The 15,632-nt window shown below is 48.0% G+C and carries 11 protein-coding genes and 5 tRNA genes; 10 read left to right on the top strand and 6 right to left on the bottom strand.

Annotation, left to right across the window (positions count from 1 at the left end; genetic code table 11):
* The first annotated feature begins 38 nt into the window (after window positions 1-38).
* The gene (gene xerD, locus PHW04_04475) at window positions 39-935 is read left to right on the top strand and encodes a site-specific tyrosine recombinase XerD (GenBank protein MDD2715131.1); all 897 of its coding nucleotides are present in this window, start codon (window positions 39-41) and stop codon (window positions 933-935) included.
* A gap of 66 nt (window positions 936-1,001) precedes the next feature.
* Here xerD and PHW04_04470 read toward each other — a convergent pair whose 3' ends face one another.
* The 6 genes from PHW04_04470 to PHW04_04445 all read right to left on the bottom strand — a co-directional run bounded on the left by PHW04_04470 (window position 1,002) and on the right by PHW04_04445 (window position 3,949).
* The gene (locus PHW04_04470; GenBank protein MDD2715130.1) at window positions 1,002-2,891 is read right to left on the bottom strand and encodes a HEAT repeat domain-containing protein; all 1,890 of its coding nucleotides are present in this window, start codon (window positions 2,889-2,891) and stop codon (window positions 1,002-1,004) included.
* Between the two features lie 185 nt (window positions 2,892-3,076).
* Window positions 3,077-3,165, bottom strand: a tRNA-Ser gene (locus PHW04_04465).
* A 121-nt stretch (window positions 3,166-3,286) separates the two neighbouring features.
* A tRNA-Ser gene (locus PHW04_04460) sits at window positions 3,287-3,377 on the bottom strand.
* A 151-nt stretch (window positions 3,378-3,528) separates the two neighbouring features.
* Window positions 3,529-3,605, bottom strand: a tRNA-Arg gene (locus PHW04_04455).
* An 11-nt stretch (window positions 3,606-3,616) separates the two neighbouring features.
* A tRNA-Ser gene (locus PHW04_04450) sits at window positions 3,617-3,706 on the bottom strand.
* Window positions 3,707-3,863: 157 nt separating this feature from the next.
* Window positions 3,864-3,949: transfer RNA gene (locus PHW04_04445), tRNA-Ser, on the bottom strand.
* 184 nt (window positions 3,950-4,133) lie between these two features.
* Here PHW04_04445 and PHW04_04440 point away from each other — a divergent pair.
* The 9 genes from PHW04_04440 to PHW04_04400 all read left to right on the top strand — a co-directional run bounded on the left by PHW04_04440 (window position 4,134) and on the right by PHW04_04400 (window position 15,521).
* A complete protein-coding gene (locus PHW04_04440; protein MDD2715129.1) occupies window positions 4,134-5,198 on the top strand; it encodes an alanine/ornithine racemase family PLP-dependent enzyme in 1,065 nt (354 codons plus the stop codon).
* Window positions 5,199-5,265: 67 nt separating this feature from the next.
* Window positions 5,266-5,763 (top strand): tRNA (cytidine(34)-2'-O)-methyltransferase, encoded by a 498-nt coding sequence (locus PHW04_04435; GenBank protein ID MDD2715128.1) that lies wholly within the window; start codon window positions 5,266-5,268, stop codon window positions 5,761-5,763.
* A 127-nt stretch (window positions 5,764-5,890) separates the two neighbouring features.
* Window positions 5,891-7,780 (top strand): ABC transporter substrate-binding protein, encoded by a 1,890-nt coding sequence (locus PHW04_04430; GenBank protein ID MDD2715127.1) that lies wholly within the window; start codon window positions 5,891-5,893, stop codon window positions 7,778-7,780.
* A 14-nt stretch (window positions 7,781-7,794) separates the two neighbouring features.
* Window positions 7,795-8,832 (top strand): ABC transporter permease subunit, encoded by a 1,038-nt coding sequence (locus PHW04_04425; GenBank protein ID MDD2715126.1) that lies wholly within the window; start codon window positions 7,795-7,797, stop codon window positions 8,830-8,832.
* On the top strand, window positions 8,829-10,031 hold the full coding sequence (locus tag PHW04_04420) for an ABC transporter permease subunit (GenBank protein MDD2715125.1): 1,203 nt from the start codon (window positions 8,829-8,831) through the stop codon (window positions 10,029-10,031). The genes PHW04_04425 and PHW04_04420 overlap by 4 nt, the downstream gene beginning before the upstream one ends.
* Before the next feature lie 10 nt (window positions 10,032-10,041).
* Window positions 10,042-11,025, top strand: a complete 984-nt coding sequence (locus tag PHW04_04415) for an ABC transporter ATP-binding protein (protein MDD2715124.1) — start codon at window positions 10,042-10,044, stop codon at window positions 11,023-11,025.
* 29 nt (window positions 11,026-11,054) lie between these two features.
* Window positions 11,055-12,005 carry an ATP-binding cassette domain-containing protein gene (locus PHW04_04410; GenBank protein ID MDD2715123.1) on the top strand — a complete coding sequence of 317 codons (951 nt, stop codon included), beginning with the start codon at window positions 11,055-11,057 and terminating at the stop codon, window positions 12,003-12,005.
* A 260-nt stretch (window positions 12,006-12,265) separates the two neighbouring features.
* On the top strand, window positions 12,266-13,411 hold the full coding sequence (locus PHW04_04405) for a DNA repair exonuclease (GenBank protein ID MDD2715122.1): 1,146 nt from the start codon (window positions 12,266-12,268) through the stop codon (window positions 13,409-13,411).
* On the top strand, window positions 13,401-15,521 hold the full coding sequence (locus tag PHW04_04400; GenBank protein ID MDD2715121.1) for an AAA family ATPase: 2,121 nt from the start codon (window positions 13,401-13,403) through the stop codon (window positions 15,519-15,521). The genes PHW04_04405 and PHW04_04400 overlap by 11 nt, the downstream gene beginning before the upstream one ends.
* The last annotated feature ends 111 nt before the right edge of the window (window positions 15,522-15,632 follow it).

The following is a 15,632-nucleotide window of genomic DNA, read 5'->3' as shown; positions in this document are numbered from 1 at the left end:
GACGAATTACAGGAATTACTAAAACGAAGGGAGCTAACATGGAAACTAAAACAGCGATCGAGCAGTATCTGAATTTCATCTCAATAGAAAAAGGGCTGGCTACAAATTCCCAGCTGAGTTACAGCAGGGATCTGGTAAATTTCGACAAGTTCATGAATGAGCAGTTCAAGAAGCACATTGTTCATGACATCAGCCGGGACGATCTGGAAAACTACATCGCCCACCTGCGCGATATGGGCAGAAAATCCACTACAATCACCCGTACAATCACCACGATCCGTTCATTTTACAAATTCTTGATCCAGGAAAAGCAGCTGGAAAAAGATATCAGCCGCGAAGTGGAAACTCCAAGAGTCGAGCGCAGGCTGCCTTCCTTCCTGACTGTGGAGGAAGTGGAATTGTTGTTGAAGCAGCCCCGGGTGAGACGGAAATATGAGTTGCGCGACAAAGCCATGCTGGAATTGCTTTATGCCACCGGAATGCGCGTATCCGAACTCGTGGGCCTGGATAATGATTCCGTCAATCTAAAGGAAAAATTCGTCAAGATCATGGGTAAAGGCAATAAGGAACGGATCGTCCCGGTTGGAAAAACCTCGATCCATTTTCTCAAACGCTATTTAACGCTCTCCTTCCCCCTGATCGACAAGAACCGCGACCCCAAAGCGCTTTTCCTGAACTGCCAGGGACGGCGGATGACCCGACAGGGTTTTTGGAAGCTGATCAAGAAATACTCGGAACGCGCCAACATCCAGAAAAACATCACTCCACATGTACTGCGCCATTCTTTCGCCACCCATCTGCTGGAAAACAATGCTGACTTGCGTTCAGTGCAGGAAATGCTCGGGCACAGCGACATCACCACCACCCAGATTTATACTCACCTCACCCGCAAGGGCTTGAGGTACGTATACAGCAAAACACATCCCAGAGCTTAAGTTAGAATCAAATCACCAAGAAAAGTCCTGCCAAAGCAGGACTTTTTTTATTCAAACTTTTGGAATTCACTGATTCGGCGGAAATATCACATTGATCGCTTCATCCAGAGATCGTTTCATTTCCGGTGTCGCAGTGGAATAGATTTTTTTGACGACTTTCTTGATACTTTTCAGATGCTTTTTGTCCAGTTTGATTTTGCTTAGACTCTGCAGCGACATGAGCCGCACTTCCTCGAAATCAGAATACTCAAGATCGTGCAGAAATTGACGGACCTGGCGATCAGTATACGTGGATCCAAAGCTGGTGCTGGAAGTGCCGTCAAACTGGCTGGAATCCATCATCCCTGATTCAGGAAGAATCGGTCCAGGCACTCCCGGCTGCACTGGTCCGGTATCAGCTACGGATTTCATTTCAGCAAGGGAATCCCGCTTGGTTTCGGATGCGGCTGGTTGGGAAAGTTCCACCAGATCCTTCAAACCATTCTCCCGTAAAAAATTGGTCAATGCCCTGTTGCCCTCAGGGTTGATTCTCTGAAGTGTCAGCTGCGCCCAGTAGCAAGTGTCCCGGTCCTTCTTCTTTGCAGCCAGTTCCAGCAGAGGAAAGATCACCATCGAACCCAGGTTGATCAGAATTTCACTGCTCTTCTGGCGGATGGGCCAGTATGGATCGGCCAGAGCAGATAACAGCAGTTCCTGCAATCTGTTGCTGAACCTGGATTGCGGGAGCTGTGAAATGGACTGGATGATGTTCAATCTGATAGCCTGGCTGCGTACTTTGTAGTAATTCTGATATATTTCCAGGAACGGCAGCGCCGCTTCTTCGGCGATCTTGAGTATCCAGGGACAGATTTCCTCGTTCTCTGCAGCAAAATATGCTGACAGTAACGACACTGTCTCTTCGGGAATCAGATTGGCAATAAATCCTGCTGCCCTGACCACCTCTATTTTGACCAGCCAGCTGTCATCTGCCAGTAATTCAAGCAGAAGTTTTACTCCTTCTCTGGATCCGGTTTCCCCGAGAGCTTCCACAATCAGTATCTTCTCCTCGCGCGGGGAGTCGGAACGCAGTTTACCAAGCATTTTCCGGAACAAAGGCACAGCTTCATCGTGCAGGATTCTGGCGATGATCTTGCATAGAATCTGCTTTGTCTCCGGTTTCAGATTATAGGCTGAAACTTCCTCCAGAAACGGGATTGCCTTCTCTCCGAAACTCTCAAGATAAGCTGCAGCCTGAATCCTGGTATACAGATCAGCATCATCCAGGTTTCTGAGTAAAAGTGGTATCGCTTTTTCCTCTCTAGTCGCAGCCAGTGCGGTCATGGAAAAATACTTGGAATCGCGGTCCCCTTTTTCCATGAATTTCCGGAATGGTTCGATCCCTTTATCCCCAAGAATCGTTCCCAGGCATTTCAGGATCCAGTATTTCTGCTCAAAAGGAGAATCTTTGTAATATTGATTCAAGATTTTAACTGCATTCATCCCCATCTGCATAATACCATCAGCAGCAAATTTTCTGTGATTCCAGACAGGATCGGAAAGAGCCTTGATCAGAATTTCGAGTTTAAGGGGATTCTTGATCTGTGGGAGATTCAGGATGGTGTAAAACCGCACCTTCTGATTCCCAGTCTGGATAAATCTGGTGAAAACTTCCAGAATCTCGAAATCTTCTACAGCCACCATCGTTCTGATCGACCAATAAATAATGTCCAGATTCTCGGTGGTGGTGATTGCGCTGATCAAAGGTTTAAGAACATTCTTTCTGATTGTGGTAAGTGCGAGAGAGGCTTTTCTGCGATAAATCCAGTGCTGTGAGCCGAACTGATCGATCAGGTCCCTGATCAATTTGTATTGTTGTTCAAAGGATAATGCAGAATGGATCTCCTGAATTTTTTCTTCCAATTTCTCAAAGGAGATGTTTTCGATAAATTTTTTGATGTCTGGGGTATTATCTGCCATTTTTTCTTTTCCCGAAAACCGCCAAATAGGTATAGACCCCGCTATGTAGAGGCTCTTCAATTACTATTGTTAGAGCCTCTCATCCCAAAGCCGCAGGATTTGGGACGTCCTGTCTGCGACAGGACTCCGGGGATCAATATCTGTAAGTAAATACTCGTACACTCGTATTTACTAACAGCTATAGATGGCGGAGAGGGTGGGATTTGAACCCACGGGACTTTTGACATCCACACGCTCTCCAGGCGTGCTCCTTAGACCGCTCGGACACCTCTCCGTATATTTCATTTCCTGCAGCTATAACAGCTATCCCGCTCAGCCCTGTCTGCGACAGGACTTCGGGGATCAATATCTGTAAGTAAATACTCGTTACACTCGTATTTACTAACAGCTATAGATGGCGGAGAGAGTGGGATTTGAACCCACGGTACGTTTCAGCGTACTCTCGATTTCGAGTCGAGTGCCTTAGACCAGCTCAGCCATCTCTCCGTATCATTGCGAAAAATCTAACCAGGCGTGTCAAAAATGTATTTATGCTAGGCGCCCGAGTTCGCGCAAGGCGAGGCGTACTTAAAGGTACGTTGAGCCGCGCAGGACGAGGGCAACGACGCAGAAATGCATTTTTCACACGCCGATTGGATGGCGCACCCGAGTGGGCTCGAACCACCGACCTTTGGCTCCGCAGGCCAACGCTCTATCCAACTAAGCTACGGGTGCTCCAATATTTTTGGCGGAGAGGGAGGGATTTGAACCCTCGCGGCTGTTTAGACCCTATCGGTTTAGCAAACCGACCCCTTCGACCACTTGGGTACCTCTCCGTTTTTTTTCTCCGAAAATCCACTCTTGGGATCCTCCAGTTTGTCAAATAGCTCGGATGATAGGCGCCCGAGTCCGCGCAAGGCGAGGCGTACTTGACGTACGTTGAGCCGCGCAGGACGAGGGCAACGACGCAGCCGGGCTATTTCACAAACTGGTTGGCGGAGGGACAGGGATTCGAACCCTGATGGCTTTCGCCTTACCGGATTTCAAGTCCGGCCCCTTAGCCATTCGGACATCCCTCCGAAATATTGCGGGTTATAGTTTAATGTCAATTAGATGAATTTGTCAATTATTTTCCTTCTCAGATAAATTTATAGAGACGTGCCATGACCTGCCATTGTAAAGGCGCGCCATAGCGCACCTCAACAATGGCAGGTCTCAACTGTAGATTCTGGTATAATATCCAAAAATCATCCGGAGAAAACAGTGGGAAGTTATCTTGAAATCAATCTCGATAAAATCAGGCAGAATGTCAGCACAGTTTCCTCCATCTGCCGAAGATATGGAGTCACACTATATGGCGTGACCAAAGTCTTCTGCGCTGATCCTCGAATTGTGAAGAGTTTTCTGGACGGAGGAGTCGCCGGCCTCGCTGATTCCAGGATCGAGAACATTATTAAATTGAAGGAACTCAACACTGGACTGCCTCTGATGCTTCTACGCCTCTCGTCCCAGTCCGAAGCCAGGGATGTGGTCACGCTCTGCGATTTATCCCTCAATTCCGAGATCTCCACCTTAAAAGCACTGGACAGAGCAGCCAGAGAATTTGACCGTGTGCATGAAACAGTTATTATGGTCGATCTAGGCGATCTGCGGGAAGGAGTGCTGCCTGACAAACTTTTCGAACTGATCGCTGAAGCTGTATTATTCAAAAATCTCAGGATCATCGGCCTCGGAACCAATGCCGCCTGTTTCGGAGGTGTGATTCCTACGCCCGAAAACATGGGACAACTGCTGAATTTGAAGCATCAGGTTGAGCGAAAATTCAAGCTGAAACTTCCTTTCGTTTCAGGAGGAAATTCCAGCGCTCTGCCACTTCTGCAGTCCGGTAAAATGCCTGCGGGAATCAACAATTTCAGGGTCGGGGAAGCAATCGCCCTTGGCAGGAATGTGATCGACCGCTCACCTTATCCGGGAACCACACAGGACACTTTCGTTTTTAAAGGTGAGATCGTGGAATATCGCGACAAACCCTCGGTGCCGATCGGTGACCGGGGTCAGAACGCCTTCGGCGAAACTGAAGAATTTCCTGAACGCGGAATCATCAGGAGGGCGATTGTCGCTGCAGGAAGACAGGATCTGAAGCCGGACGGGATGATGCCTGCAGACTCACTCGTCTCAGTGCTGGGCGGATCGTCAGATCATCTGATCCTGGAAATCAGAGGCCGGAAAAACCGGTACAAGGTCGGGGATTTTCTGGAATTTTACCCGAATTACGGCAGTCTGCTGGCATTAATGACTTCGCCGTATATAAAAAAAGTATATGTATGATCTTTGCAAGGGTGAACGGCAGTTCACTCTTACGAAAAAAGCCGTTCGCCCCGACAAAGACATTGTCATGATAAAAATCAATTGCGATCTAACGAATTTCGTCCGGGAAAACCAGCTCAACATCGTCCTGTTCGAGCCGGAAATCCCACCCAATGCGGGAAATGTAGCCCGCCTCTGCGCAGCCACCGGGTCGTCCTTGTTTTTAGTCGGAAAGCTCGGTTTCAAGCTGGAAGACAGGCATCTGAAGCGGGCAGGCCTCGATTACTGGCCCAAGGTGGACTTGTACCATCTGGAATCCCTGGACGAACTCTGGCTGAAATTTTCCAGAGACTGCTTCTACCTGGTCAGCACCAAAGGAAAAATCAGCTATACAAAAGTCTGCTACCGCAAAGGAGACTTCCTGGTTTTCGGCAAGGAAAGCGCAGGACTTCCAGCAGATTTTCTGGTCGACAACCTGGACCGCACAATCACGATCCCGATGCCTGGGGAAATCCGTTCTCTCAATCTTTCCTCGTCCGCGGCCATTGTAGCTTATGAAGCACTCAGGCAGATTCACGGATGGTAGAGGAAAAAAAATAAGTGATGAGCAATTCTATTGATTATCGTTTCCAATACACATATTACTTGTCTATCTGCCTTAAAAAAAATATAATGTTGCCTGATGGATCCAATCATACCGAATCGAGGTAATCATGAAAAAAATGCTGCTGTTGCTTCTTTGCATCTTCACATTCTCACTCGCTGCCGCTACCGAAGAGGAGTTGTCTAAAAAATACGGCCCCCAGCCTGCAGGTACAGGTGAAACGAAAATCACGCTGAATTCTACTGAAGTAGCTCAGTTGATCGCATCAATCACCTGGGAAACCAACGACAAAGCCACTTCCATCGGAGACCCCAAGGCAAAAAAGGGCGGAACTTTCAGCTGGGGCCTGACTGGCTATCCTCCAACATTGAGGACTGAAGGTAAAAATTCAGCCACTACTTTCAACACCTTGATGGGAGGACTGGTTTATGAGACCCTGCTGAGCCTCGATCAGGTGACTTCGAAATACACACCGGCCCTGGCAGATAAATGGTCGATCGGACCCGATAAAAAGACATTCTTTTTTCACATCGATCAGAGGGCCCGCTGGCAGGACAAAACTCCTGTCACCGCCTATGACTATGTGGCGACCTGGGATCTGGAAACCAGCCCTGACATCGAAGATCCGTTCATCAATGAATACTATAACAAGTTCGAGCGCCCGGTAGCCTTCTCCCGGGAAATTCTAATGGTTAAAACAAAAGAACTGGAATGGAGGCTCTTTCTGTCCGCTGCGCTGATGAACGTGCTTCCGCAGCATATCATCGGTGAAATGACAGTGAAAGACTATATGACCAAATTCCAGGACAAAATGATGCTCGGTTCAGGCCCTTATAAATACAAGGAAAGCCGTACCAACGAGTTCATTGTGCTGGAACGGAACCCTGAATGGTGGGGAGTCTCCCTGCCTGTGAATCTCGGCACCTGCAATTTTGATCAGATCAAATTCTTCTTCTTTAAGGACGACACTCTGATCAAGGAAAAATTCAAGAAAGGCGAACTGGATTTCCTTTATATAAACAAAGCCCTGGACTGGTTCGAGGATTTCACGCCCGACAAGATTGCTGCGATTAAAAACAACTGGATTGTCAGGCAGCGCGTCTTCAATCAGAAACCCGAAGGTTCAGGCGGACTCGCCTACAATATGAGGACTGAACCTTTCAGCGATATCAGAGTCAGGCAGGCCTTATACTACCTCTACAACAGGGAAAAACTCAATGAAAAACTCTTTTTCAAGGAATACAAACTCAAAGATTCATTGTTTCCAAATACCCGTTATGAAAATCCCGGCAATCCTAAAATCCGCTTCAACCGGGAAAAGGCGATCGAGCTGCTGGAGGCGGCAGGCTGGAAGCAGGAAAGCCTGAACAATGACGGCTACATGGTCAAAGACGGCAAAGTATTCGAACTGGACCTAGACATCTATTCCGATGACACCAGAATCCAGACCATACTCCAGGAAGACCTCAAAGCAGTCGGCATCAAGCTCAATCTGAGACAGGTCACCTGGCCTGCCCATATCAAAGATATGGGAGAGCGTAATTTTAAAATCGCGGAAGTCAATTACTCAGGTACTCTTTTCCCGAATCCGGAAAGCGCATATCACAGCAAGTGGGCTGACCAGAAGAACACCTCGAACATCTATGGATTCAAAAACCAGCGTGTCGATGAAATCTGCGAACTGTACAACAAGGAATTTGATCTTGACAACCGGACAAAACTTCTGCAGGAACTGGACGGGATCATCACAAACCAGTATATCCTGGCTCTGAACTGGTACTCTGATAATTCCAGGCTCCTCTTCTGGAATCGCTTCGGCACTCCGGAACCGGTTCTTTCACGTTTCAACGACTATACTTCGGCTCTCTTCTACTGGTGGTTTGACCCTGACAAGGACAAAGCCCTTCAGGATGCAATGAAAGACCAGAAATCACTGCCTGCCCTCCCCGAAGAAGTAAAATACTGGGAAAAATTTTCCAAGGATTTTAAAATACAGTAACTGACAGGTCTAAGATGCTGACTTATTTCATCCGCAGACTCATGATGGTGATTCCGACTTTCATCGGGATCACTTTTCTCTGTTTTACAGTGATGCGCTTTGTGCCTGGCGGTCCTGTGGAAATGGCGATCATCCGTTACCAGCAGATGCAGGCCCAGGGAGAAGCCGGCTCTACTGCAGCCACTGACAACAAAGGCAACAGCCAGGTCTCTGATGAAATGGTCGAGAAACTCAAGAAAATCTATGGATTCGACAAGCCCTTCTGGCTGGCCTACCTGATCTGGCTCAAAAACCTGTGCCTGCTTGACATGGGAGATTCGGATACTTATGCGCAACCGGTCTGGTCTGTAATCGTGGAGCGCTTCCCGATTTCGATCCGTTTCGGGATTACCGGATTCCTGCTTTCATATATGATCTGCATTCCACTCGGTGTATATAAAGCCATCAAGCACGGCTCGTCTTTCGATATTCTGAGTTCCGCTCTCGTGTTCATCGGCTATTCAGTTCCCGGATGGGTCGCAGGCATTGTTCTGCTGGTGCTTTTTGGAGGAGGCTCGTTCTGGAATCTATTCCCGCTCGGCGGGATTCACTCTCAGGGCTATGAAACCCTGTCTTTTTTTGCGCAGTGCAAAGACACGGTCTGGCACCTGGTGCTGCCGGTATTTGCCTATATGCTGGGATCGTTCGCCTCAATGACCATCCTGATGAAAAACTCGCTGATGGAAAACCTTGGCATGGATTATGTGCGCACTGCCTATGCCAAAGGCCTGTCTGAAAAAGTGGTGATCTTCAAGCATGCCTTCCGGAATTCCCTGATTCCCATTGCCACAGGTTTCGGCGGAGCTTTTTCCCTGGTCCTGGCCGGATCGTACCTGATCGAAAAAATCTTCAACATCAACGGCTTCGGACTGCTCGGCTATGAATCCCTGATCGCCAGGGATTACCCGGTTACGCTTGGCATCCTGGTCATTTCATCGATTCTGAGGCTGCTCGGCAATATTCTCTCTGATTTTCTTTACTGTGTGATCGACCCGAGGATCAGGCTGGAATGAAGATTACCTATACTGAAAAAATTCTGCTGACTTTTTTTTCTCCGCTGCTTGTCAAACGGATCAGAAAATTCAAGACTCTCAGGCGGGGTTATTATTCGTTTCTGATCATCACAGGTCTTTATTTTCTCTCCTTTTTTTCGGAGTATTTCATCAACGGCAATGCCCTGATCGTAAAATACGACGGCAGTTATTACTTCCCGATATTCAGGACAATCCCCCTGAAAAAGGAGATCATCAGGCTTGACACTGAAGCACGCAAGGCTTATACGGCGCTGAGGGACAAATACGACTCAAATCCGGAGGAAGAGCAGGCCAGGCTGAAACCTGAACTTGATGCCCTGAAATTGAAATATGAGAAATACGAAGAACAGAAAAAATACTCTCAGAATTACAGGCTGCTGAAGAAGCTTTTTTCCACCCAGAATGAAGGAAACTGGTTGATCCTGCCGATTTATCCCTACAGCCCCAATGAAAACCTGCTGGATGAGCTTGTCTCCAATCCGCCCACCCATCCGGACAATATTCATTTTTTTGGTACTGACGACCGGGGAAGGGATGTCTTTGCCAGACTGGTGTATGGCTTCAGAATTTCCATGTCCTTCGCACTGATTTTGACTCTGATCAGCTATATCATCGGCATCGCAGTCGGTGCATTTCTCGGCTATTACGGAAAAAAAATCGATTTCTTCGGAGTCAGGCTCATCGAGATCTGGTCAGGACTGCCATTTCTGTATACGGTTATGATCGTCAGCTCTATCGTCATCCCCAGCTTTTTCCTTCTGATCTTCATTCTGACCTTCTTCAGCTGGATGGGAGTGAGCTATTATATCCGGGGTGAGTTTCTGCGAGAAAAGTCAAAGGATTATGTGCTGGCAGCTGTTGCCATCGGCTTATCCGACCGGCTGATCATCTTCCGCCACATCCTGCCCAACGCGCTTACACCAGTGATTGCTTTCCTGCCGTTTACCATAGTCGGAGCCATCAGCTCCCTTGTCTCGCTCGATTTTCTTGGTTTCGGCCTGCCGCAACCCACGCCCAGCTGGGGAGAACTGCTCGGGCAGGGATCAAGAGCTCTCAACTGCTGGTGGCTCGGGCTGGCTCCTGTTTCAGCTCTTTTTTTGACACTGATGCTGGTTACATTTATCGGCGAAGCGATCCGCGAGGCATTTGATCCGCGGATTTACTCCCGCCTGAGATAACGGAGGAATTTTGGAGAGAAAGGAACTGCTTAAGGTCAGGAATCTGAAAACCTATTTTTACATCCCTGATGGAATCGCCAAAGCAGTTGATGATGTTTCATTCGACCTCTACCAGGGCGAAATCCTCGGCATTGTAGGTGAGTCTGGCTCAGGCAAATCCCAGACATCTCTCTCAATACTTCGTCTGATTCCTGACCCTCCAGGCAGGATCGCCGGAGGAGAAATCGTTTTCCGCGGGCGGGACCTCCTGAAACTTTCCTGGGAAGAAGTACGGGCAGTTCGCGGTAATGAGATTGCCATGATTTTCCAGGAACCCATGACTTCGCTGAATCCGGTTTTTTCGATAGGCATGCAGGTGATGGAGCCGATCATTCTGCATCAGAAGAAGACTCCTCAGGAAGCAAGAATCCTGGCTACCCAGATGCTCGAGCTGGTGGGAATTCCGGACGCAGGGAAAAGGCTCGATGATTACCCGCACCAGTTTTCAGGCGGCATGCGCCAGCGGGTGATGATTGCCATGGCACTGGCCTGCAATCCATATCTCCTGATTGCTGACGAGCCCACCACAGCACTGGATGTCACCATTCAGGCTCAAATCCTGGACCTGATGGTGCGCCTCAAAAACCAGCGGCCTGAATCAGCGATCATTTTGATTACCCACAATCTCTCAGTGATCGCTGAAACCAGCCACAGGATTGCAGTCATGTACTGCGGAAAAATCCAGGAAATCGCAGACACTGAAACACTTTTTGCCGAGCCCTTCCACCCTTATACAAGGGGGTTGATGGAATCGATCCCATCCCTGGAATCTAAAAAAAAGCGCCTTAACGCCATTCCGGGCAACGTACCTGATATCATGAATCTACCTGCAGGGTGCAGTTTTTCTACCCGCTGCAAGGATAAATTCGGACCCTGCGAAAAAAAGATCCCTGACCTGATTGAGATAAAACCCGGGCATCAGGTGAGATGTCATTTGTATAGGAGCAAGGTTTGAATAAACTGCTGGAAATCAAAGATCTGAAAATGTACTTCCCGGTACTCGGCGGAGTTTTCAGGCATGTCGTGGCAACCGTCAAGGCTGTGGACGGAGTGAGCTTTTCAGTGAATCAGGGGGAAACGCTCGGACTGGTCGGGGAATCAGGCTGCGGCAAGACTACTGTAGGGCGGACTATCATCAGGCTTAATCAACCGACAGACGGCAGTATCCTGTTCCATGATCCGGACAAAGGCGAAGTTGAACTCGCACATCTTAGCAGAGCTGAACTGCGACCTTACAGAGCCTCAATCCAGATGATCTTTCAGGACCCTTATTCCTCTCTCAATCCCAGGCTTACAGTCGGGAACATCATCGAAGAACCGATGCAGGTGCATCCTCAAAAAATCAATTTCAAATCCAGCCTCGATAAAGTAACCTGGCTGCTTGAAAAAGTCGGACTCTCGCCTGAGCATGCCTTCAGATATCCGCATGAATTTTCCGGCGGACAGAGGCAAAGAATCGGGATCGCCAGAGCCCTCTCCACAAACCCCAGCCTGATCATCGCCGACGAACCTGTCTCTGCCCTGGACGTTTCGGTGCAGGCACAGGTGATCAATCTGATGCAGGATCTGCAGGAAGAGTTTGGTTTGAGCTATATTTTCATAGCCCACGATCTTTCTGTGGTCAAGCATATCTCACACCGCATTGCAGTAATGTATCTTGGAAATATCGTGGAAATCGGTCCGGCAGAAGATGTGTACAACAGGCCCAAACACCCTTATTCACAAGCTCTGCTGGCTGCAGTGCCGATACCGGACCCCAGGAAGAAGAACAGGGAAAAACCGGTGCTGGGCGGTGATGTGCCTTCCCCTCTTGCCAAGCCGTCAGGTTGCGGATTCCGCACCCGCTGCCCGGCCTGCCAGCCGGAATGCGCAGAAACCATTCCAGCACTCAAAGAAATTTCACCTGAGCACTGGACTGCGTGCCATTACATTTAGTGGCTGTTAAATTTGAACAAAGTGAAAATTTTACAGCCGCTTAACCCCCGAAGTCCTTTAGAACGGAGTGGGGTATATTGAACGATTTCCAAATCATTACTTATTCAACATTGGAAGTTAGTAGGTTAGTAAGTTAGTATGTTGGTATGTTGCAGAATTTTTCCGTACATACAAACTTCCATCAGCAATCAAATGTTGTACTGTAAGCTGCATGTAATATTAACATACTAACCTGAAAAGGAGCTTAAGCGATTAGTTGTATGAAAAAAGCCATACGCTTCATCCACACCGCTGACTGGCACATCGGTTATCCTTTCACAGGCATCGGCAGATCGGACTCAGCCCTGCAGGAGAAACTTCTTTCCGCATCATTCAATTCCATCAGAAATATCTTTGAGCTCGCCAGATCCGAGCAGGTTGATTTCATCCTGATTGCAGGCGATGTCTTTGAAGATGTCCAGTATTCACAGCTGATCCCGCTTAAATATGGGAAGCTCCTGGCTGAGGCTCCGCCGGTCTTCATCGCCTGCGGAAACCATGATCCACTGCCCTGGGACTTCAAGCTGCCTCCCAATGTGCACTTGTTTTCCGAACGCTTCAGCACTGTAGAACTGGACAGCGTTTTCGGTAAAATCGCGATCACTGGAATCTCACATCCGCAGAAAAACATCGAATCAGATCTGACCACAGGCTTTCCCGAAAAGATCCAGGGAGACGTCTTTCTCAGGATCGGACTGATACATTGTAACCTGACAGAAATCTCTCCTGAATACAATTATGCACCGACCACCAGGAAAAGGCTGCTGGAGCTGCCGGTAGACATCTGGTGCCTTGGACACATCCATCAAAAAACAATGGTTTATAACGAGCGGAACCGTGTGATCCTCTATCCTGGAACTCCGCAGGGAAAAAAGTCCAAATATTCCGGACTGTGCGGGTGTTATCTCGTGGAAATCGATGAAAACAGGAAAATCGATGCCCGTTTCATAGCCACCGCAGATGCAGAATGGCTGGAAATAACTGCAACTTTGGACGACCTTTCACAACTTCCGGAACTGATCGAAAAGAGCTCTGTAATCGGGCTGGCTTCTGTCAGGCTCTGCAAGCTGCGCCTCACATTGCCGGCAGGAGTCCAAATCCCTCCGGATTTTCTGACTTCTGACGGGAAAAACTACTTCTATGATCTCGAAATAAATCATCCCAGGGAATTTCTCACCCCTCTGGAAGATCAGATTCAAACACTGCTTTCAGAGATTTGTGACGGACATTCCGACCTGCCGTCGTTTCAATCTGTCAGGAACGAGATTCAGTCTCTTTATTCTGAATGCGGTCAAACCCCTGACTGGCCGAAACTGACACAGGAAGCTGAAAAACTGGCGACTGAACTATTGTTCCATGAAGATTAAACGGGCTTTTATCGGAAATTTCAGGCCATTGTCAGATAAGGAATTCCTGTTTTCCAGAGGATTCAACTTTATTTTTGGCGAGAATGAGGCAGGCAAGACCAGCCTGTTCAATTTTTTCCGTTTCTTCTTTTTTTATAAAGGCAAAAAGGGCATCACAAAAAATTCGCCTCTCTCAGCTCTGAAAGATGATCTGGATGGGTGCAGCGGCGAGATGAATCTGGAAGAAGCAGGCGAAATCCAGAGAATTGTAAGATCCGGAAAAAAAACCGAACCGAAAAGCCTTAGCGGGATATTCGACTGGGACGAACGGAAATATTTTAATATTTTCAGCCTGACCCTTTCCAGCATTGAGACCCTTAAAAACGACCCTGTCCACCCTTTTTACAGCCTTCTTTCAGGTTCCAGAGGTGTCAATCTGGGTCAAGTGGAGAAAGAACTGAGCTGCAGGCTGGAAGCTCTGCACACTGACCGTTCCCAGAAAAAGCCTATGGATGTTTCGCGATCTGTGGTTAATAATCTGGAACAGAAATTAGAACTGCAGAGATTGAAATCAGCTCAGCTCAAGCCTCTTACACAGGAATTGAACACTCTCTGCGCAGAGAAAACAAAGCTGGAGGAACTGCTCCAGAAAATCAGCACAGAGCAGAAATTATCCAGTCTGAGAAAAAAACTTGTGGAAGATCACGCGAAGATTCAGGCTGAACTCAAGGAATGGGATCTGAATCCGGAGCTTCTGGCATCGCTTTCATACCGCCTCAGCGGTTTAGCGGAAAAAAAACCGATTCTGACAGGTGCCTTCGGATTAAAGGAAAAACTGACCAGGCTTTACGGCGAACGGGAAAAACTGATCCAGGAATCTCAACTTCTCCAGGAAGAATCAGACCTGATGTCGCAATCCCTTCTGCGTAAAGAATTCAAGCTGAGTCATCAAAATCTGTTTAAATTTCTTTATCTGATTATCCCTCCTTTGCTGATCGCTCTGTTTGTCCTGTCCGGAGCAAGCTACTGGCTGCTGGCGCTGCTCCTTTCCGCTTTCTGTTTCGCAGCCTGGCGGCAGTCGGTTTCCGGAGCCAGGGAAGCTGAGAAAAACCTGGATTCTGCCAGGCAGCTTGTAACTATTCAGGAGAAATTCGAGAAAATTCAAGCCAGGCTGGAATCGACTGAGCTAGAATACAGGGAAATCATTTGCCTGAACAAACTTCCTGAAGAACATTCCAGTGCTCTAGAAATCCTGCGCAGGGAAGAACATAAAGAGATCATCCATGATCAGGAAATCCTGGAGATCCAAATCCTCATTGATCGCATCAGGGACAGAATTCCTGAGTTTTCCATGCCCTCTTTCATTCCAGCGGAAAGCGAACTTTATTTAAAAATCATTGCAGAACTTCAGAACATCACAGGCAAACAGCACGAACTGCGGCATAACCTGCAATTGATTGAACTGCAGCTTTCCACCCTGCCTGAGGTAAAAAATACAGACACTCTGGAGCAGGAAACACGCGATAAAATCCAGGCTTTGACAGCCAAAATCACTGACCTGAATCTCAGGATCAGAGACAATTCAGGCCAGGACCCCGAAATTCTCAGTCAGGAACTGGAAACTGCCAGAAGCAGGCTGGCTTTGCAGCTTAATGAATACGGCAGCCTCAGGATCGCTCTCTATTTTGTGCAGACAATCAAAAAAAAGATGGAAGATAAAATGCAGCCTGCTACACTGGACATTGCAGGCAGGTTTTTAGAAAAAATCACAGCCGGGAAATACAATTCCATAGTCAAGACACAGGAGGATTTCCTGATAATGGATAAGCTTGGAAAAAGCTTGAATCTATCCATCCTGAGCACAGGCACCTTTGCACAGCTTTATTTCGCGCTCTCAGCTGCTTATCTCACTTCCCCGCCAGGCCTGGAAAACGACAAATCCATGGACCTGCCCCTGTTCATTGACGAAGCCTGGGCAGTCTTTGACGAGAAAAGGGCTGAAGCAGCCCTGGAAATCCTGCTGGAAATCTCCCGCAAAAACCAGGTGTTCTTCTTCTCCTGCCACAGGTATCTGCTGGACATCTACAAAAAGCTCGCGCCTGACGGAAACATAGTTGAATTGAATCAATAAATCAGAAAACAGGGTTGACACACGGGTCAACCCTTATAGAATGATAGAATGAAATTTCTGTAAGGGCGGACCCCTGTGTCCGCCCCATCTCACTTGTATAAAATGGATTTC

The sequence above is a fragment of the Candidatus Wallbacteria bacterium genome (assembly GCA_028687545.1).
In the GTDB taxonomy this organism is placed as follows: domain Bacteria; phylum Muiribacteriota; class JAQTZZ01; order JAQTZZ01; family JAQTZZ01; genus JAQTZZ01.
Note: the sequence above shows the minus strand (reverse complement) of the source record. Positions and strands in the feature narration are given on the sequence as shown.